This is a genomic window from Bradyrhizobium sp. CCBAU 65884 (assembly GCF_028128835.1).
Lineage (GTDB): Bacteria > Pseudomonadota > Alphaproteobacteria > Rhizobiales > Xanthobacteraceae > Bradyrhizobium > Bradyrhizobium ottawaense.
Map to the genome: position 1 here is coordinate 19,669 of NZ_LBJU01000117.1, position 18,620 is coordinate 38,288.

General features: G+C 65.6%; 17 protein-coding genes. 10 read left to right on the plus strand and 7 right to left on the minus strand.

The features are described 5' to 3' along the window. Positions 1-144 precede the first annotated feature (144 nt). The 3 genes from XI03_RS18760 to XI03_RS18770 all read left to right on the plus strand — a co-directional run bounded on the left by XI03_RS18760 (position 145) and on the right by XI03_RS18770 (position 5,685). Complete coding sequence (locus tag XI03_RS18760; protein ID WP_271592902.1) at positions 145-2,907, plus strand: DUF2235 domain-containing protein; 2,763 nt, start codon at positions 145-147, stop codon at positions 2,905-2,907. A gap of 151 nt (positions 2,908-3,058) precedes the next feature. Continuing rightward, positions 3,059-3,742 carry a response regulator transcription factor gene (locus XI03_RS18765; protein ID WP_028139885.1) on the plus strand — a complete coding sequence of 228 codons (684 nt, stop codon included), beginning with the start codon at positions 3,059-3,061 and terminating at the stop codon, positions 3,740-3,742. After that, on the plus strand, positions 3,739-5,685 hold the full coding sequence (locus XI03_RS18770; protein WP_271592903.1) for a sensor histidine kinase: 1,947 nt from the start codon (positions 3,739-3,741) through the stop codon (positions 5,683-5,685). Before XI03_RS18765 ends, XI03_RS18770 begins: the two co-directional genes overlap by 4 nt. A 136-nt stretch (positions 5,686-5,821) precedes the next feature. On the opposite strand, the gene XI03_RS18775 is transcribed toward XI03_RS18770, so the two are convergent. Beyond that, positions 5,822-6,112 (minus strand): hypothetical protein, encoded by a 291-nt coding sequence (locus tag XI03_RS18775; RefSeq protein WP_018316308.1) that lies wholly within the window; start codon positions 6,110-6,112, stop codon positions 5,822-5,824. A 237-nt stretch (positions 6,113-6,349) separates the two neighbouring features. Between XI03_RS18775 and XI03_RS18780 the strand changes: the two genes are divergently transcribed. Continuing rightward, the gene (locus XI03_RS18780; RefSeq protein ID WP_271592904.1) at positions 6,350-6,574 is read left to right on the plus strand and encodes a hypothetical protein; all 225 of its coding nucleotides are present in this window, start codon (positions 6,350-6,352) and stop codon (positions 6,572-6,574) included. A 59-nt stretch (positions 6,575-6,633) separates the two neighbouring features. Here the strand turns inward: XI03_RS18780 and XI03_RS18785 are convergent, their stop codons facing one another. Together XI03_RS18785 and mddA are read right to left on the minus strand one after the other, a co-directional pair. Next, complete coding sequence (locus XI03_RS18785) at positions 6,634-7,056, minus strand: GFA family protein (protein WP_028139881.1); 423 nt, start codon at positions 7,054-7,056, stop codon at positions 6,634-6,636. 215 nt (positions 7,057-7,271) lie between these two features. Further along, complete coding sequence (gene mddA / locus XI03_RS18790) at positions 7,272-8,060, minus strand: methanethiol S-methyltransferase (RefSeq protein ID WP_271592905.1); 789 nt, start codon at positions 8,058-8,060, stop codon at positions 7,272-7,274. A gap of 133 nt (positions 8,061-8,193) precedes the next feature. Between mddA and XI03_RS18795 the strand changes: the two genes are divergently transcribed. Further along, entirely contained in the window at positions 8,194-9,741 is a 1,548-nt protein-coding gene (locus XI03_RS18795; protein WP_271592906.1) for a winged helix-turn-helix domain-containing tetratricopeptide repeat protein, read from the plus strand. A gap of 21 nt (positions 9,742-9,762) precedes the next feature. Here the strand turns inward: XI03_RS18795 and irr are convergent, their stop codons facing one another. Further along, on the minus strand, positions 9,763-10,248 hold the full coding sequence (gene irr / locus XI03_RS18800) for a Fur family transcriptional regulator Irr (RefSeq protein ID WP_028139878.1): 486 nt from the start codon (positions 10,246-10,248) through the stop codon (positions 9,763-9,765). A 187-nt stretch (positions 10,249-10,435) separates the two neighbouring features. Here irr and XI03_RS18805 point away from each other — a divergent pair, with 187 nt between their 5' ends. Continuing rightward, positions 10,436-10,747: a hypothetical protein gene (locus XI03_RS18805; protein ID WP_028139877.1), complete on the plus strand. Its 312-nt coding sequence runs from the start codon at positions 10,436-10,438 to the stop codon at positions 10,745-10,747. Positions 10,748-10,750: 3 nt separating this feature from the next. On the opposite strand, the gene XI03_RS18810 is transcribed toward XI03_RS18805, so the two are convergent. The 3 genes from XI03_RS18810 to XI03_RS18820 form a co-directional block, all read right to left on the minus strand. Then, positions 10,751-11,320, minus strand: coding sequence for a DUF2147 domain-containing protein (locus XI03_RS18810; protein WP_271592907.1), 570 nt, complete (start codon positions 11,318-11,320; stop codon positions 10,751-10,753). 32 nt (positions 11,321-11,352) lie between these two features. Next, positions 11,353-12,015 carry a DUF3313 domain-containing protein gene (locus tag XI03_RS18815; protein WP_271592908.1) on the minus strand — a complete coding sequence of 221 codons (663 nt, stop codon included), beginning with the start codon at positions 12,013-12,015 and terminating at the stop codon, positions 11,353-11,355. 248 nt (positions 12,016-12,263) lie between these two features. Then, the gene (locus tag XI03_RS18820) at positions 12,264-12,902 is read right to left on the minus strand and encodes a TetR/AcrR family transcriptional regulator (protein ID WP_028139874.1); all 639 of its coding nucleotides are present in this window, start codon (positions 12,900-12,902) and stop codon (positions 12,264-12,266) included. 215 nt (positions 12,903-13,117) lie between these two features. Between XI03_RS18820 and XI03_RS18825 the strand changes: the two genes are divergently transcribed. The 4 genes from XI03_RS18825 to XI03_RS18840 all read left to right on the plus strand — a co-directional run bounded on the left by XI03_RS18825 (position 13,118) and on the right by XI03_RS18840 (position 18,304). Next, a complete protein-coding gene (locus XI03_RS18825; RefSeq protein WP_028139873.1) occupies positions 13,118-14,668 on the plus strand; it encodes an ABC transporter substrate-binding protein in 1,551 nt (516 codons plus the stop codon). A gap of 206 nt (positions 14,669-14,874) precedes the next feature. Next, a complete protein-coding gene (locus tag XI03_RS18830) occupies positions 14,875-15,846 on the plus strand; it encodes an ABC transporter permease (RefSeq protein WP_271592909.1) in 972 nt (323 codons plus the stop codon). Then, positions 15,843-16,682: an ABC transporter permease gene (locus XI03_RS18835; RefSeq protein WP_028139871.1), complete on the plus strand. Its 840-nt coding sequence runs from the start codon at positions 15,843-15,845 to the stop codon at positions 16,680-16,682. Before XI03_RS18830 ends, XI03_RS18835 begins: the two co-directional genes overlap by 4 nt. Before the next feature lie 2 nt (positions 16,683-16,684). Further along, positions 16,685-18,304 (plus strand): ABC transporter ATP-binding protein, encoded by a 1,620-nt coding sequence (locus tag XI03_RS18840; protein WP_038948581.1) that lies wholly within the window; start codon positions 16,685-16,687, stop codon positions 18,302-18,304. Positions 18,305-18,620: the final 316 nt, after the last annotated feature.

Sequence of the window (18,620 nt, forward strand, 5' to 3'; positions counted from 1 at the left end):
ATGATCCCACTTGCTACCTCAGCGGGATTGTGCGCAGAATGCACCTGTATTTTCATGTTTCAGAGATTTCAACCATTGATTGATTCCGGGAAATGATGCCCGGTTTGGCCTGACGCTTTCCTCGTCGAATTGCCGGAGGGGCCCATGACGCATCATGATGTCGGGGGGAACGCCGATTCTCCGAGGCCGGAACGCGCGCCCAGCGACAGGGATGGGAATGCCGGCGGGAGCGCGAGCGCGGCCCTGCCAAGACGCAAGCTGGTGCTGTTCGCCGACGGCACCGGCAATGCTTTCACCACGCAGGAATCCAGCGTCTGGCGTCTCTATGAAGCCCTGGACCATACCCAGCCCGATCAGATCGCGCATTACATCAAGGGTGTCGGCACCGCCGGCTGGGCACCGCTTGCCGCGCTCGACGGCGCCACCGGCGTCGGCGTCCCCGGCAACGTCCGCAAGCTCTATCGCTTCCTGTGCTGGAACTGGCGACCGGGCGACGACATCTACATCTTCGGCTTCAGCCGCGGCGCCTTCACCGCGCGCACGCTGGCGGCGCTGATCTCGAGCCAGGGCCTGGTGCCGGCGGAGATCGACGACACGCCGGTGTCGCATGCGGAGATGGGGCGCAACGTCAAAGCCGCCTGGCGCGAGTACCGGCGCGAGACCGTGCCCTGGACCAAGAGCCTGCCGACGATCTGGGTCACGCGCTGGATCCGCGACTTCCTGCTGTTCGTCTATCACTGGCTTTGCCGGCACCGCAGCTACGCCGAGGTGCGGGGCAAGATGAACGGGCGTAGCGAGGTCGAGATCGCATTCCTCGGCCTGTTCGACACCGTCGAGGCCTTCGGCGTTCCGGTCGAGGAGCTCCGCCTCGCCGTCGACTGGGCGATCTGGCCGATCTCGTTCCGCAATCACCGGCTGTCGCACAAGGTCAGGCACGCCTGTCACGCGCTCGCGCTCGACGACGAACGCACCACCTTCCATCCGCTGCGGATCGACCAGAGCCATCTGGCGCAGGGGCAGATCGTCAAGGAAGTGTGGTTCGCGGGCGTCCATTCCGATATCGGCGGCGGCTATCCGGAATCCACGCTGTCCTTCGTGCCGCTGGTCTGGATGGTCGAGCAGCTCGGCGACCGGTTGCGCTTCCAGGACGGCGAGATCGAGCATTTCAGGGAATATCAATCGGCGCTCGGACCGCGGCATGATTCCCGCAGCGGCGCAGCAGTGCTGTACCGCTACGGGCCGCGTCCGATCCTCGGCGGCGACGTGAATGGCGGGCTGCCGGTGGTGCACTTCGCCGTCATCGAGCGCATGCTGCTCGGCTGCGACGATTACGCGCCCATCATGCTTCCGGCGAACTGCCTGGTGCTGCTGCCGGACGGAACGAGGTTGCCGCTGCGATCCGAGGGAGAGACCAAGGATATCGACGAGCAGCATGCGCGCGAGGCTCTGAAAGCGGCCTATCTGGCAAAGGCGACGGGCCCTCGACGCGAGCAGGAGGCGAAAGCCTTTACCGCGATGAGCACGCCCGACGCCACCATGTCGAGCCTCACGCGCGACACCGTGTGGTGGCGGCGCGTCGCCTATTTCTCGCTTTTGTTCATGGCCGGCGTCATCGCCGCCTGGCCGTGGATCGCGCACGCGCTGGTGCAGTGGTCCGAAGACCGCGCCCTGGAGGGCACCGGCGCACTGTCCTTCATCACCAATATCGACTGGGTGATGGGCGCAGTGGTGGCGCCGCTGACCAATCTGCTGCGAGACGTGCTGCCGTCCTATGCGGCCCCCTGGCTCAACATCGCGACCTACTATCCCTTCCTGACGTCGATCGTGGTGATCGTCACCTGGTGGATCTGGCACAAGAACGGAACGTTGCGTGACGACATCGAGGAGCGGGCGCGTCTTGCCTGGAACACGTCGCGCCGCAGGGCGAGCATGAAGCACATCGACAAGCCGGGGCCGTTGATGCGGTTCGGACACTGGATGCGCCTGAATGCCAGCCCGGCGCAACGCGTCATCACCAGGGGACTGGTGCCGGCGGTCTTCCTGATCGCGATCTTCGGCTCGGCCGCGCTGATCGTGTCGAGCAGCCTGTTCACCGGACGTCTCGCCCTCGGATCGGTCTGCTCGCCGCCTACGGTCAAGGGCTCTGCCGCGTTCCAGACCGGCACGCCGGTGGCGGACGAGCCGGTCGACGCGCGCGCGTTGTTCGACACCAGGGACTTTTGCTGGTGGAGCGGGCTCGCCGTCGAGAAGGGCCGCAAATACCGCGTCTTTCTCGAGATCAAAGAACCATGGTTCGACCGCACCATCATGAGCGGCGCGAACGGATTTGCGACCTACGAGCCGCACCACTACGTGGCGCTGCCGGAGCGTCGTCTGTTCGCGGCGGACTGGTTCCAGCCCGTGGTGCGCGTCGGCAGCAAAGGCATCAACGACCTGCCGCTCAAGGCGGTCAATGTGATGCCGGCCGACGAATTTCCCCGCCGCATGAAGCCCACCCTGCCCGCGGAGGACGACATCAGCAGGAGCCGCAACAGGTACCCCGTGCGGCTCGACGACACGGCCGAGTTCAAGGGCAGGCTCGACGGCCTCGGCAAATTCGAACCGATTCCGCCGGTCATGCTCGCCGAGGCAGGCCAGGCCTGGACGAAGCAGCTGTTGACCGGCCGCGTCGTCGCCGAATTCGTGGCGCCCGAGTCCGGCGAGCTGTTCTTCTACGTCAATGACGCCGTCCAGATATTCCCGCGGCTGCTTCCGGAGTCGTTGGTCCCGTCCTGGCTCGATGCGATCCAGGGGCCGCACGATCTCTTCTACCGAAACAACAGCGGCACTGCGAAGATCAAGGTCCAGCGCCTGCCGGCCCCACCGATGCCGCCGGACAGGCCGGCATTACCGCTGGCGAGCAACTGAGGTCCAGTGGGGACGCAGCGTCGGAGCGCTCAGCGCCGCGACTTGGACACGGGGCATTCCCGCCCCCATGATTATGGGTGTCGCTGCCCGCGTCCGGCGGTTAAACTTGCCTTTGCGCCGCGGGGGACACGCGGGTCGCGGGACCATGATCATGACCGAACAGGGCGAGACGGGTGAACCCATCACCATCCTCCTCGTCGAGGACGACGCGCCGACCTGCTGGCGGCTGCAGGATGCGCTGGTCAAGGCCGGCTACGAGGTGCGCAGCGCCGGCACGCTCGGCGAAGCCCGTTCCGCGCTTGCCGGCGGCGCGCCCCGCGTGCTGCTGACCGATCTGCGCCTGCCCGACGGCCACGGCATCGAGCTTATCCGCGAGATGAGGCAGCGCTTCCCCGACACCGAGATCATGGTGATCTCGGCCCTCGGCGACGAGGAGAGCGTGATCTCGGCGATCACGGTCGGCGCCACCGGCTATCTGCTCAAGGACGCCTTCCCCACCGACATCGCCACCACCGTGCGCGATCTGGTCGCCGGCCATTCGCCGATCTCGGCCTCGATCGCGCGCTTCATCGTGCGCAGAACCCAAGGTGCCGTGCCAAATTCGGCGGAGCCACCGCCGGGACCCGTGCTCAATACGGCGAGGCTGACCCCGCGCGAGATCGACATCCTCTGGGGCATCGCAAAAGGCTTCAGCTATGCCGAGATCGCCAGCCATCTCGGCCTGTCCAAGCAGACCGTGCCCGGCCATATCAAGAACATCTATCGCAAGCTCGAGGTGCACACGCGCAGCGAAGCGGTGTTCGAAGCGGTGCAGCAGGGCCTGATCAAGCTGTGAGCGAGATCGCGGCCAAGGCACCTACAAAGGCAGCTCCGAAGGCGCCCACGCGGCCGCGGCGCCGACTGATCGCCTCGCGCCTCGTGCCCTATCTGCTGCTGCAGGCGCTGATCGTGATCGCCACCATTCTCGGGCTGCGGCTGCTGCAGCCGAACGACCCCGACGATTTTGCGCTGAGCGGATTTTCGCTGCGGCAGGACGGCGTGACGCTGCCCGTGAACCTGCCGCATTTCACGGCGTCGCGCTATTCCCTGGACGACCCGCCGATCTACACCGGCAGCTTCACGTTCCGGCGCGGCGAAGCGGCATCGGGATGGTCGGTCTACCTGCCGCGCTTCAGCAACGCGGTGGAGGTCGCCGTCGACGGCGTCGTCGTGCTCGATTCCCGGCGCGACGCCAACGCCAACCGGCCCGACCGCAACACGCCGCAGATCGCAGCGATCCCCGCCTCACTGCTGCGCGAGGGCGCCAACGAGATCACGGTGCGCCTGTTCGTGTGGGGACCGTTGAAGGGCTTTCTCGACACGGTGTATGTCGGACCCGACGCCGCCTTGCGGCCAGCCTATGAGACGCGGACGCTGCTGTTCGTCACCCTCCCGGTGGTGTTTTCGGCCTGGCAGTCGATCCTCGCCGTCATCCTCGCGATCATGTGGCTGATGCGGCGCCGCGAGCCGGTCTACGGCGTGTTGGCGGCTGCGATGGTGCTCGGCGTGGTGCAGGCCTACGTCCCGCCGCCGGTGCCGCCGGCCGCCACGTCGCGGCTTGCCGCAGTGCTGCTGGCGTCCGCGCCGATCGAGAGCGCGTTGGTCGTCATGTTCGGCGTGCTGTTCTTCGGCTGGCGCTGGCCGCGCTACGGCATGCTGCTGTTCGTGCCGGGCCTGGTCGTGTTCGTGGTCGGGCTGATCGGAGGCCCGCCGCTGCCGCGCATTCTTTTTCTGGTGCTCGGCATCCCCACGGTCGGGCTTTGCCTGGTTCTGATGGCCTGGGTGACCGCGACCGCGGTCGTCCGGCGGCAGGACGCGGCGAGCTTCACGATCGGCTGCGCCGTCACCATCGTGCTGGTCTGCTGGATCCAGGACATGCTCACGGTGCTCGAGATCGTGAGCAACGATCGCATCTTCGTCTCGCGCCTGTCCTATTCGGCGATGCTGGTCGCGATCGGCGCGGGACTGACCTGGCGCTTCGCCCGCGCGCTGAACCAGGTCGACAGCTTCGCCGGCCAGTTGGTGACGCGCGTGCGCGAGGCCGAGGAGCGGCTGAAGGCGAGCTTCGTCCGCGAGGAGGAGCGCGCGCGCGCCGCCGCGCTCGCCAATGAGCGCACGCGCCTGATGCGCGACCTGCATGACGGCCTCGGCGGCCAGCTGGTCAGCATCGTCGCGCTCTCCGAGCGCGGCCATGAGGGCGCGACCATCACCGACGCTGCCCGGGCCGCGCTGAAGGATCTGCGCCTCGTCATCGATTCCATGGACGACATCGGCGGCGACCTGATGCTCGCGCTCGGCTCCTGGCGCGAGCGCGCGAGCGCACAATTGCGGCCGCACGACATCACGCTCGACTGGCGCGTGGCGACCCCGCAGGGCCTGCCGCTGCACCCTGAACTGAGGCCATGGCACGTCATCCAGATCGTGCGCATCCTCGACGAGGCCGTGACCAATGCGGTCAAGCACGCACAGGCACATCGCATCGCGGTCACCATCGAGACGCTCGATGCAAGCGAGGGGCCGTACGGCCTGATCAGCGTGACCGACGACGGCCAAGGCTTTGCGCTGGCCGGCCATGGCGAAGCCGGGCGCACCGGCCAGACCGCGCGCGGCTTGCGCAACATGAGAAATCGCGCCGCGCGCTGCGGCGCGCTGCTCGACCTGAGTTCCGATGCTTCCGGGACGCGCGTGCGGCTGCAATTGCCGCAGCGTTTTCCCGACAGCGACGCGGCTGCGGGCTGAAAAGCCCCCTCTCCGAACGTGTGGGACGCGCGGAGAGAGGGAACGGGCCGGGTGATTTGCCGGCGGAGGACGGGGGGTTCGTCCGCAGGGCGCCCTGGGCCCGAGGCGATGCAATCAATTCAATCGAATGGAAATATCAGCGCACGCCGACACGATTGACCGGGCCGCCGCGATTCATCGGCGTTCCCGCGCGCACGCCGACCCCGGGCGCGCCGACGCCGGGTGTTGCGACCGCGGCCCTTGCGACCGGCGCTCCCGGCGCGACCACCACCGCCGCCGTCGGCCGCACCACGCAGCCCTTGGGCACGCCGACCGTCTTGCAATAGACCACCGCCTGTGCCGGGCTCGTGCCCAGCGACACCATCGCCGCGCCGGCCAGCGCCATGACCGTCAGCCCCGCACTCAGCGCTCCAGCTCTCTTCGACATCCCTTGCTCTCCTGCTTCCCGTTCGGCGTCCCGATGCAATCACCGGGTTTCGCAGCCGAGGTGCAGCCTGAATGACAAAAGACGGCGCGCGGATACATGCCATGAAGATGGGGGTCGCTGCGGCCGGGACACCGGGCCGACGCCATGAACATGGCATGGACCCGTGCACGGCCTTCGCGAGATGGTCCGGCCCGATTGATCCCGGTCGGGACAACGTCGATTCCAGAGAGGTGCTTTATGAAGATTTCAGCTGTTGCCGCGCTGCTGCTCGCCGCTTCCGTCCTGCCCGCTGCTGCGCAATCCGGTCCATCGGTCCAGGAGCAAATGGCCTGCCGTGGCGATGCCAGCAAATTCTGCGCCGAACATATCGGCAAGCCGCCGCAGATGAATGCCTGCCTGCGCGAGAACAAGTCGAAGCTCTCGGACAGCTGCCGCAAGGTCGTCGAATCGCGCGGCGGCTGATCATTTATCCTTCTCTACAAAGAGGGCGGCGCGTTGCCGCCCTCTCGACACCGGCGCCGCTACTCCTGCATCATCTCGCCGCTGCCGCCGAACTCGGCCGGAAAATCCTTCAGCTTGGGCAGGCCGTCGCGCATCGGCAGCACGGTCTCGGCATAGTTGACGTGAACGCCGGGCGCGAATGCGAGCGTCGGGATGGTGGCGGTGAAGACGTCGACCAGTCCGAGCGGCGGATGGTTGGTCATGAGATGGCCGCCGCACTTCTTGCAAAATTTGCGCTCGCTGAGCGGCGTCTTGGCAAACGTCTCGACATTCTGGGCGCCTTCGGTGACGCGCACGGCTTCCGGCTTCCACAGGCTGAAGGCGTTGACCGGGCCGCCCGACCAGGAGCGGCAGGAACGGCAATGGCAATAGCCCATCGCCTCCGGTGCGCCCGTGACCTCGATCGTGACCGCGCCACAGAAGCAATTTCCGACATGTTTCATTTGGTCGTCTCCGTTTGATGAGAGGAAGAAATCCTCTCCCCGCTCCTCGTCCACAATATGTCGGGACCGATGGGAATGCGGGGAGAGGTGTCGGGGTGAAGGGGGACATCACCCCGGGGGACGTTGAGGGGACGGGCGTGCGAGATGCTCGCATACCTCAGTTGGCGCGGCCAAGCGTCCTCCGTTCGGCGGACGCGCGCGGTGCCGCGCCGAGGCTAGAGTGACCGGCGCCAGGGAATAAGCATCGACACCCGTTGTTTGTACTGCCGGTACTCGTCGCCGAAGAGAGCGACGAGGTCGTGCTCCTCCAGCGCGATGCCGACGAAGATGTAGAGCGTGGTGACGACCGCAAACAGCAGATGCCCCGCGGTCATGGTCGGCGCCGCCCAGAACGCAATGATGAAGCCGAGATAGATCGGATGGCGGACGAAATTGTAGAGCAGCGGCGTCCTGAAGCGCGGCGGCGTCATCTCCTTGCCGACCAGATGGTTGGTCACCTGATGCAATCCGAACAATTCGAAATGATTGATCAGGTAGGTGCTGGTGAACACCAGGATCCACCCGGCGAAGGACAGCGTGACCAACGTCACGGCGAGATCCGGGTTCTCGACATTCCATACGATCGCAGGCAGCGGACGCCACTGCCAGAACAGGAGCAGCAATGACAGACTCGCGAACAGCACATATGTCGAGCGCTCGACCGGCTTGGGGACGAACTGCGTCCACCACGCCTTGAACTGCTTGCGTGCCATCACGCTGTGCTGAAGGGCGAACAGCGACATCAGGAGGAGATTGACGATGACGGCTTCGGCCGTCGGCGTGTCGGTTCCGGTATCGATCGTCTTGGGCACCACCAGCCCCATGACGAAGCCGATGGCGTAGAGAATGGTGACGAAAAACACGAGATATGCCGCAATTCCGTACAGAAAGGCGATGAACTTGAAAATGCGTGAGCCCGCAACCGCCGGGCTGATAGAATGAACCTGGTGATCAAGTTGGGTCATAGAACGCTCCGTTGTGCCGAGGCATCGGCACTGTTTGGTCTTCGCACCATGCCGGATCGGACGCCCCCAGACTTTCGCGGACGGTTGATTTTCGCCTGAGACGACTTTGATTTTTGCTTGAGACGACAGAAACGTGCGATTTCGCTTTGAAAACAACGTGCTCGATGGCGACCTGCGGGAACTCACCTGCGGCGGGGCAGCCGTGCCGTTGCAGCCGCAGGTGTTCGATCTCTTGCTCTATCTCGTCGCGCAACGCGCGCGTGTGGTCAGCAAGGATGACCTGATCAGCCAGATCTGGAGCGATCGCATCATCTCGGATTCGGCGCTGAACAGCCGCATCAACGCCGCGCGCAAGGCGCTCGGCGACGACGGCGCGACGCAGCGGCTGATCAAGACCATTCCGCGCAAGGGCTTTCGTTTCGTCGGCGAGGTCCGGGAAGATGTGGCAGCGTCGATCGTGCCGGCCGAAGCCAGGCCCGCCCCCTCGCGCGCGGGGGACCGCCCGGCGATCGCGGTGCTCGCCTTCGAGAACATGAGCGGCGATCCCGCGCAGGACTATTTCGGCGACGGGATCAGCGAGGACATCCTCACGGCGCTGTCGAAGCAGCGCTGGTTCATGGTGATCGCCCGCAACTCGTCCTTCACCTACAAGGGGCGCGCAGTCCACCTCCGGCAGATCGCGGAGGAGCTCGGCGTCCGCTACGTCGTCGAAGGCAGCGTGCGCAAGGCGAACAACCGGGTGCGCATCACCGCACAGCTCAACGATGCCACGTCAGGCAGCCATCTGTGGGCCGAGCGCTACGACCGCGAGCTGGTCGACGTCTTCGCCGTCCAGGACGAGATCACCAACGCGATCGCCGCGGCGATCGAACCGCAGATTCACGCGGCCGAGAGTTTTCGCGCCCACCGCAAGGGGCCTGCGAGCCTGGACGCTTGGGATTTCCTGATGCGGGCGTTGTCGCATTATTGGCGCGTGACCCGGCGCGATCACGAGGCCGCACGGACGCTGCTGGAACGCGCGATCGGGATCGATCCGAATTACGGTCAGGCGCTGTCGGTGCTGGCGGCGAATTACATGCTCGGCGTGCATCTCGGCTGGGCCGAGCTCGCCACCGTGGCGCCGGTGGCGGAAGCCGCCGCGCTGGCCGCGGTGCGTTGCGACCATGAGGATGCCTGGGCGCATGTCGGCCTCGGCAGCGTCTGCTTCTCGACACGCAGGCTTGCGGACGCGCTGTCCGAGTTCGAGCAGGCGCTCGCACTCAATCCGAACTTCTCGTTGGCGCAGGGCTATTACGCACTGGCGCTGTCCTATGCCGGGCGCTCGAAGGATTCGTTCGAGGCCGCCCAACGGGCGATCCGGCTGTCACCGCGCGATCCGTCGCTGGCGATTTATCACGGCATCGCGGGCTATGCGCGCTTCACCGAACGCCGTTATGACGAGGCCATCGCGCTGGCGCGCGAGGCGATCCGCCATCGCGGCGATCTCACCGGCGCCTACCGCGTGCTCGCGGTCTCCGCCGGCATGACCGGTGACGGAACGCTTGCGGAGACGGCGCTGGGCGAGCTCCGCCGCACCCAGCCCGACATCTCGCTGCACTGGATCGCGACGCAACTGCCGTGGGCCAATGACGGGGATCGCGAACACTATCTGGAAGGATTCCGGCGCGCAGGGCTGCGCTAGGCGGCTTCTCCTACCCCGGCGCTACGCGCGCTTGCGGCGCAAATGGACGATGACGTCGAGCCGCGCGATCTCGTGGCCGGGAAGCGCCTCGGGGATCTTGGTGAAGGCGAGACCTTCGGCGACGTCGACCAGCACATCCTCGCCTTCGAGATAGAAGTGCGGGTGCACCGATGTGTCGGTGTCGAAGAACGACTTGATGCCGTCGGCCGCGATCCGGCGCAAGAGACCGGCCTCTGTGAACTGGTTCAGCGTGTTGTAGACGGTCGCGAGCGACAGATCGGCGCTCGCCGCCATCGCTTCTTCGAACAGGCTCTCGGCGGTGACATGACGATGGCCGCGCAGGAACAGCAACTGGCCGAGCGCCAGGCGCTGGCGCGTCGGGCGCAGGCCGGCATTGCCGAGCAATTGCAGACAATGCTGCACGCCCGCATCGGGCGGCAGCTCGATGTTGGCGACATCAGGTCCGCTATCGTCGACCGCAGGGATATTCGTGGCCTGGATGTCCATCGATCGTCTCACGCGTCTCACGGCTCAGGGGGCAGGACGCACAGCGCCGGGTCCCGCCAGTTGCTATTCGATCGCAAAAGCGGCGGCCTGGCTTTGATCCGGATCAAATCTGAAAGCCGTCTCTGACCTATTGCAAGGCAGCCCGGTTTATTCCCGGCCAGAAATGGCTGATATCGACGAGGTTCAGATGTCCAGGCCGGTTCCCGACAAAGCAGAGGTCGCGCTCGAATATCCCGACAAGTTCTACGTCGGCACCTTCGAGCATTCGTCGCGGTTCGAGGCGCGGCTCGATGGCAGCGGTGTTGCGCTGGTGCTGCAGCATCCCGGCGCCGCCGACGAACGCAAATCGGTGCACCTGCACCTCAATTTCGGCCTCCTCGCCGGCATCCTGCGTGAGCTCGCCGTCAGCGTCGCCGCCCTCCCCAAGGACGACATCGCACACCGCGAGCAGCTCGCGGACGCGCTCGACGAATTGCGCCGGGCGCTGCGGACCTCCTGAAGACTACTTCGCTTTGGCCTGGATCGGCCTCGGGGCCGGCACCGCCGCCCATTCCTTGTCGGCGCGCGGGCCGTTGAGATCGCCGGTCAGGCCGACGAGCTGGCCGGGCAGCACGTCGAGGGTCTGCTGCCAGGTCTGGGTCTGGCACAGGAATTTGATGAGGCAGCCCTTGAGCTTGAGGCGATCCGGCGACTCGCGCCAGATCGACATCGAGTAGGACTTGCCGTCCTCGGCGTTGTAGATGTCGCCGGCAAAGCGCCCCTCGGGCGTCGCCTGCAAGCCCATGATGAGCTGGTGGCCGAGCAATGTGCGGGCGCGCTTGTCCGGATCCGGATTCTGGCTGTCGCGGTAAGGCTGGCCGCGCTTGTCGGCCGCCTCCTTCATCCAGACAATGAAGCCGCAGAGGCGATCGCGCGACGGCCCGCAGCGCTCGAGGCGGATTCGGGCGCGGCCGTCCTCGACCAGCCAGGTGCCGCTCGGATCTGTCGGCGTGACGGCGCCGGCGCGGCCGCCAAACGCCAGCATCACGATCGTGATCGCGATGCGCAGCACGAAGCGAAGGAGAATGTTCATCAGCAACACCTTTCGTTGAATGGATCGCGGCGTCAGTTCAGCTGCGCCATCAGCGCGTCGGCGCCCTTGTCGAGGCCCGCCGTGGCGGCCGCGAGCGCGCCGGCGGTGGCCTTGATGTCGTAGGCAGCGGGGTATTGCTTGGTGACGTAGGCGGAGAGCAGCCGCGAGGTCGTTGCGTCGAAGATCTCGACGCCGTAGACGACCGAGCCGGTCATCGTCCCCTCGCCGTCGCGCGCCGCCTGCACGCCGTTGTAGACGGCGCCGGCAAGGTCGAAGCGCGAGAGCGTGCCGAGCACCGGCGTGTTGGCGACGGCGCCGGTGAGTGTCAGCCTGATCCGCAGCGTGTTCGGCCCGGGCTCGCGCACCAGCACGAAGCGGCCGCGCAGCCGGTCGGCGAAACAGTTCTGCATGTAGGCAGCGAGCGTCGCCTTGTCCTTGCCGGACATGTCGCCGAACTGATGATCCCGGCCACGATAGACCACGACGGGATCGAGGATCACTTTGCCATAGGTGCGCCAGTCGACCGGCGTGGAATAGCGGTAGGGTACGCGGCCGGAGAGGTCCGATTTGTCGGGCGCCATGTAGGCCGAGGACGCCATCTCCGAATAGGGTACCGGCGCGATCGACGCGCAGCCGGCCATGGCCACGCAAAGCACCAGCGTTCCCAGACCGCGCACCGCGATCGAGCGATTCATTCCAGACTCCTCTTGGCACTGTTCTGGCGATGGCGACCGCAGCCACGTCAAGGACCGGACGCGGCTGCGGGGCTCACCATTGCCAACCCTCGGCTTCGTCCGGGGCGTTTCGGAAGCGTTGGGCTGCCTCAGTGCCCGGTCTTATAAAACCGACCAGACGGTTTGTAAAGTTCGAAAGTCACGTCCTGACGCGTTTGGCCGCAGGCGCGGCTTTGGGCAGGCCCCGGTTCGAATTCGTTAACGATGAATCAGGCGCGTTTGCGCCGGGTTGCAGCCTTCGCGACCGCTGCCGTTCCGGATTTGGCGGCACGTTTTGCGGCCGGTTGTTCGAGGCTGGTCCACTGCGCATCGTCGAGCAGGCGCGCGAACAGTCGCTGGTGCTCGTCCTTGCTGAGCGGCGACATGCCGAACAGCGAACTCAATAGCAGTCCCATCGCTCCGGCCCAGCGCAGCATCGCGAGATCGGGATCCGTGGCCTCTTCCCTGATCGCGGCCATCCGCTCCATCTCGCGCTCGCGCGGCAGCGCCATCAGACGCGGATTCTCCACCATGGCCGCAACCAGCGCCAGCGCGGCGGAATTCGGCGACGTCGCCGCTTCGCGCACCGTGGCCAGCTGGGTCGCCAGATTGGGATTCGCGGAGGTCTCGCCCGCCTTCGCCATATAACGCGTCGAGAATTCCTCGAAATGCGCCATCTGCCGCTCGAGGAGTGCCTTCAGCACCGCCTCCTTGGTGCGGAACTGATGCATCACGCCGCCCTTGCTCAGCCCGCTCTCGCGCGCAATCGCATCGAGCGTCAACCGGCCCGGCCCGTCGCGCGCGATGATCGCGATGGCTGCTTCGAGCGCAGCATTGCGGGACCGTTCGGAGCGCGTGGCATTGTCCATCGCCGACTTGTCTCCGCGGCACGACGATGAATCAAGTGAAAACAGGACGCGCTGTACATTTTTTGTGCGAACACTGTCGCGACTTTCATCTTGCGGCGCGGAACGGGACTGTGTGAGCCTCGATACCGGATGGGGACTGGGATGGGCCGGCCGTAGCTTTGCGCGCCATGACGTGCGAAGCGTTGACGGCTGGTCTCGCTTGAGAAAGATACGACATGCCGAAACGAGTGTTGCTTGGTCTCCTCCTGGCGTGCGGCCTCACGGCCCCGACACTGGCGCAAGAGCCGAAGACGGGAGGTGTGATCAATGCGGTGATCCAGCCTGAGCCGCCCGGCCTGATGCTGGCGATGGTCCAGAACGGCCCGGTGCAGATGGTGTCGGGCAACATCTTCGAAGGGCTGCTGCGCTACAGCCCCAAGCTCGAACCGCAGCCGGAGCTCGCCGAAAGCTGGAGCGTCAGCGAGGACGCCAAGACCTACACCTTCAAGCTCCGGAAGGGCGTCACCTGGCATGACGGCAAGCCTTTCACCGCCGCCGACGTCTTGTTCTCGGTCGAGATGCTGAAGCAGACCCACGCGCGCGCCCGCAACAACCTCGCGCAGGTCGACAAGGTCGAGGCGCCCGACGACTACACGGTCGTCTTCACGCTCAAGCAGCCGTTCGGCCCGTTCCTCGGCATCTTCGAGGTCGGCTCGATGCCGATGGTGCCGAAGCATCTCTATGACGGCACCGACTGGAAGACCAATCCCTACAACAACGCCCCGGTCGGCACCGGCCCCTTCATGTTCAAGGAATGGCAGAAGGGCTCGTTCATTCGCCTGGCCAAGAACCCGAACTATCACGAGAAGGGCAAACCCTATCTCGACGAGATCTACTGGCAGATCATTCCCGACGCCGCCGCGCGCTCGGTGGCCTACGAGACTGGCAAGGTCGACGTGCTGCCCGGCGGCTCGGTCGAGAACTTCGACGTGCCCAGGCTGTCCAAGCTGAAGGACACCTGCGTCACCGGCGCCGGCTGGGAGTTCTTCTCGCCGCTGGCCTGGCTGTGGCTCAACAACCGCCAGGGCCCGCTCGCCGACAAGCGGGTGCGGCAGGCGGTCATGTATGCGATCGACCGCGAATTCGCCAAGGACGTGATCTGGAACGGGCTCGGCAAGGTCGCGACCGGCCCCTCCGCCTCCACCATCAAATACTATACTGACGACGTGCCGAAATATCCGTACGACCCGGCCAAGGCCAAGGCCCTCTTGAAGGAAGCCGGCTACAAGGGCGAGAAGATCCGCCTGCTGCCGCTCGCTTATGGCGAGACCTGGCAGCGCTGGGGTGAAGCGGTGAAGCAGAACCTCCAGGACGTCGGCATCAACATCGAGACCATCGCCACCGACGTCGCCGGCGGCAACCAGAAGATCGGCGACTGGGACTACGACATCGCCTTCACCTATCTCTACCAGTATGGCGATCCCGCGCTCGGCGTCGGCCGAAACTACGTCTCCAGCGCCATCGCCAAGGGCCAGGTCTTCAACAACGTCGAGGGCTACTCCAACCCCGAGATCGACAAGCTGTTCGCCGACGGTGCCGTCGCAACGCCGGACTCCAAGCGCAAGGAGATCTACGAGAAGGCGCAGAAGATCCTGGTCGAAGACGTGCCGGTGGCCTGGATGCTCGAGCTGCAATTCCCGACCATCATGCGCTGCAAGGTCAAGAACCTGATCACCACGGGGATCGGGGTCAATGACGGCTTCAAGGACGCATGGCTCGACAAGTGAGCCCTTCCTTCTTCACCTCTCCCCGCCTGCGGGGAGAGGTCGAATGTGCGCATAGCGCACATTCGGGTGAGGGGGAGTCTCCACGAGTCCAACTGCTGATACGCTCGCGGAGAGTCCCCCTCACCCCAACCCTCTCCCCGCAAGCGGGGCGAGGGAGTTCATCCGTCTCTGTGGCTTGAGGTCACGTCACCAACATGACTCCCTAGATGCTCTCCTTTATCGCTCAGCGTGTCCTCAAGGGCGTGATCGTCCTGCTCGCGATCGTCGTCCTCAATTTCTTCCTGATCCGGCTTGCGCCGGGCGACCCCGCGGTGGTGATGGCGGGCGAGGCCGGGGCCAGTGACCAGATCTTCGTCAAGCAGCTCAGGGAGAAATTCGGCCTCGACAAGCCGCTGCCGGAGCAGCTCTTCCTCTACGTCAAGGGCGTCGTCACCCTCGACCTCGGCTTCTCCTTCCGCCAGCAGGCGCCGGTCGCAAAGCTGATCGGCGAGCGGCTGCCGGCGACGCTGCTGCTGACGCTGACGGCATTCGCGATCTCGCTCATGCTCGGCATTCTCTTCGGCACCTTCGCCGCGCGCTTTGCCGGAACCTTCCTCGACACCGCCATCACCGTTTTCGCGCTGATCTTCTACGCCATGCCGATCTTCTGGGTGGCGTTGATGGGCATCCTGCTGTTCTCGGTCACCATGGATTGGCTGCCGAGTTTTGGTTACGAGACGGTCGGTGCGAACCTCACCGGCTTCGCCCACGCGGTCGACGTCGCAAAACACCTGATCATGCCGGCGATGACGCTCGGCCTGTTCTTCATGGCGACCTATACCCGCATGACGCGCGCCTCGATGCTGGAGGTGAAGCGGCTCGACTTCGTCAAGACCGCGCGCGCCAAGGGCCTCTCGGATGCCGTGATCCAGCGCCGCCACGTGCTGCGCAACGCGCTGCTGCCGGTCGTGACGCTGGCCGGCGTGCATTCCGGCACGCTGATCGGCGGCGCCGTCATCACCGAGACCGTGTTCGCCTGGCCCGGCATCGGACGGCTGATGTACGACGCGCTGTTGCAGCGGGACTACAATCTGCTGCTCGGCGTCTTCGTGATCTGCTCCGCCATGGTCCTGATCTTCAACCTCATCACCGACCTCGTCTATCGCCTGGTCGATCCGCGCATCGAATTCGCCTCATGAAACAGTTCTGGAAATCGATGCTGCGTAGCCCGAGCGGCGTCATCGGGCTCATCATTCTGGTTCTCGCGATCTCGGTCGCATTGTTCGGACCGATGCTGTTCCCGAACTCGCCATGGCGAATGGTTCAGCGGCCGTTCCTGCCGCCGTTTACGCTCTCCGCCGTGCCGCTCGGCACCGACGCGCTCGGCCGCGACGTGTTCGCCGGTATGATTTTTGGCGCGCGCGTCTCGCTGCTTGTCGGCCTCGTCTCCACGCTGGTCGCGCTGATCGTCGGCGTTCCCATCGGCGCCATGGCCGGCTATTTCGGCGGCAGGGTCGATGACGCCCTGATGCGCTTCACCGAGTTCTTCCAGACCATTCCGAGCTTCGCGCTCGCGATCGTGCTGGTCGCGATCCTGCAGCCCTCGATCTATTCGATCGTGACCTCGATCGCGCTGGTGAGCTGGCCGCCGGTCGCCCGCCTCGTGCGCGGCGAGGTGCTGTCGCTGCGCACGCGCGAATACGTCCAGGCGGCGGTGGTCACAGGCCAGAGCAACACCTGGATCATCATGCGCGAGATCCTGCCGAACGCACTGTCGCCCGTGATCGTGCTGGCCTCACTGATGGTGGCGACCGCGATCCTCCTGGAATCCTCGCTGTCGTTCCTCGGCCTCGGCGACCCCAATCTGATCTCCTGGGGCTACATGGTCGGCGCCGGCCGCACCGTGATCCGCCAGGCCTGGTGGATCACGGTGTTTCCCGGTGTCGCCATCCTGATCTCCGTGCTGGGGCTCAATTTGATCGGCGAAGGCCTCAACGACGCGCTCAATCCGCGCCTGTCGCGGGAGGGACGCTGACAATGACCGCCCCGCCCGCCGTCTCCATCAAGAACCTGCGAATTGCCCTGCCCAAGGGCGCCGAGCGTCCCTTCGCCGTCGACGGCGTCTCGCTCGACTTGCGGCCCGGCAAGATCGTCTGCGTCGTCGGCGAGTCCGGCTCCGGCAAGTCGATGTGCGCGCATGCGCTGATGGGCCTGTTGCCGGATACGGTCTCGGTCGCCTCCGGCGAGATCCAGTTCGAGGGACGCGACCTGCTCAAGCTCGACGACGACGGTTGGCGCGATCTGCGCGGCCGCCGTCTCGCGATGATCTTCCAGGAGCCGATGACCGCGCTCAATCCGTTGATGCGGATCGGCGACCAGATGGCGGAGATGTTCGAGGCGCACGGCCTGCTGACGCCGAGGGAGCGGCGCGCGCGAGCGCTCGCTTTGGCACGGGAGGTCGGCCTGCCCGACCCCGAGCGCATCGTCCGCGCCTATCCGCACCAGCTCTCCGGCGGTCAGCGCCAGCGCGCCATGATCGCGATGGCGCTCGCGCTCGAGCCGGCCGTGCTGGTCGCGGACGAGCCGACCACAGCGCTCGATGTCACCACGCAGGCGCAGATCCTCAAGCTGATCCGCAACCTCCAGCGCAATCGCAACATGGCGGTGATGTTCATCACCCACGATTTCGGCGTGGTCGCCGATATCGCCGACCAGGTCGTCGTGCTCCGGCACGGCAAGGTGGTCGAGGAAGGTCCGGCCGCAACCGTCTTCAACGCGCCGCAGCACGACTACACCAAGGCGCTGCTCGCCGCCGTGCCCTCGATGGACCCGCCGGCGCGCGAGCCGCTCGACGATCAGGCCAGGGCCGTCGAGGTGATCGGGCTCGACAAGACCTATGTCACCTCGGGCGGCTGGTTTCGCGAAGACCGCCGCGTCGATGCCGCGCGCGCGGTCAATTTCAACATCCTCAGGGGCGAGACGCTCGGCCTCGTCGGCGAATCCGGCTCCGGCAAATCGTCGGTGGCGCGCCTGGTGATGCGGCTGATCGAGGCCGACCGCGGCACGGTGCGGATCGGCGAGACCGATCTCACCCAGCTCTCGGGCAAGGCGCTGCGGGCCGAGCGCCATCGCATCCAGATGATCTTTCAGGATCCGTTCGCTTCGCTCAATCCGCGCCGCAGGATCGGCCACATCATCGCCGACGGTCCGATCGCGGCCGGCCTTGATCCCAAGGTCGCGTTCGACCGGGCCCGCGATCTCCTCAAGATGGTGGGCCTGGATGCCGGCGCGCTCGAGCGCTATCCGCATGAATTCTCCGGCGGCCAGCGCCAGCGCATCGGCATTGCGCGCGCGCTCGCACTCGAACCCGAGATCATCGTCGCGGACGAGGCCGTCTCCGCGCTCGACGTCTCCGTCCAGGCGCAAGTCTTGCGGCTGCTCGAAGACCTCAAGACACGCCTCGGTCTCTCGATGCTGTTCATCACCCACGATCTACGCGTCGCCGCCCAGATCTGCGACCGCATCGCGGTGATGCAGCGCGGCGCCATCGTCGAGCTGAAGCCGACCGCGCAGCTGTTCGCCGCGCCGGAGCATGCCTATACGCGCGAGCTGCTGGCGGCGGTGCCGGGACGGAAAGAGCGCGCGCCGGCGGCGTGACGATCGATCGTATCGAGTCGCCGAATTCCGGGATGGTTCCAAAAACTTGCACGCGGTCCGAGGTGAAACAAATTCGGTCCAGAAGAATTTTCTTGACGAAAATATCCTTGCCGATGAGCGCAAGGAGCAAGTCGACACCAGCATTCGCTCGCGCGGCTCCCGAAGCCCCGCAACGGATGTGAGCTGGTGAGCGGTATCTCAACCCGGCGCATCAAAGGCACGGGAGACGTTGGGATTCCGGAGTGCGCTCACGCGCTTTTTACTCCTTCGTGATCGGCGACACCGCTTCAAAGCCGAAGACGGCGTCATAGATGAC

Coding starts and splice junctions, on each gene's coding strand:
- XI03_RS18760 (WP_271592902.1), top strand. CDS start 145: ATGACGCATCATGATGTCGGGGGGAACGCCGATTCTCCGAGGCCGGAA.
- XI03_RS18765 (WP_028139885.1), top strand. CDS start 3,059: ATGACCGAACAGGGCGAGACGGGTGAACCCATCACCATCCTCCTCGTC.
- XI03_RS18775 (WP_018316308.1), bottom strand. CDS start 6,112: ATGTCGAAGAGAGCTGGAGCGCTGAGTGCGGGGCTGACGGTCATGGCG.
- XI03_RS18780 (WP_271592904.1), top strand. CDS start 6,350: ATGAAGATTTCAGCTGTTGCCGCGCTGCTGCTCGCCGCTTCCGTCCTG.
- XI03_RS18785 (WP_028139881.1), bottom strand. CDS start 7,056: ATGAAACATGTCGGAAATTGCTTCTGTGGCGCGGTCACGATCGAGGTC.
- mddA (WP_271592905.1), bottom strand. CDS start 8,060: ATGACCCAACTTGATCACCAGGTTCATTCTATCAGCCCGGCGGTTGCG.
- irr (WP_028139878.1), bottom strand. CDS start 10,248: ATGGACATCCAGGCCACGAATATCCCTGCGGTCGACGATAGCGGACCT.
- XI03_RS18805 (WP_028139877.1), top strand. CDS start 10,436: ATGTCCAGGCCGGTTCCCGACAAAGCAGAGGTCGCGCTCGAATATCCC.
- XI03_RS18810 (WP_271592907.1), bottom strand. CDS start 11,320: ATGAACATTCTCCTTCGCTTCGTGCTGCGCATCGCGATCACGATCGTG.
- XI03_RS18815 (WP_271592908.1), bottom strand. CDS start 12,015: ATGAATCGCTCGATCGCGGTGCGCGGTCTGGGAACGCTGGTGCTTTGC.
- XI03_RS18820 (WP_028139874.1), bottom strand. CDS start 12,902: ATGGACAATGCCACGCGCTCCGAACGGTCCCGCAATGCTGCGCTCGAA.
- XI03_RS18825 (WP_028139873.1), top strand. CDS start 13,118: ATGCCGAAACGAGTGTTGCTTGGTCTCCTCCTGGCGTGCGGCCTCACG.
- XI03_RS18830 (WP_271592909.1), top strand. CDS start 14,875: ATGCTCTCCTTTATCGCTCAGCGTGTCCTCAAGGGCGTGATCGTCCTG.
- XI03_RS18835 (WP_028139871.1), top strand. CDS start 15,843: ATGAAACAGTTCTGGAAATCGATGCTGCGTAGCCCGAGCGGCGTCATC.
- XI03_RS18840 (WP_038948581.1), top strand. CDS start 16,685: ATGACCGCCCCGCCCGCCGTCTCCATCAAGAACCTGCGAATTGCCCTG.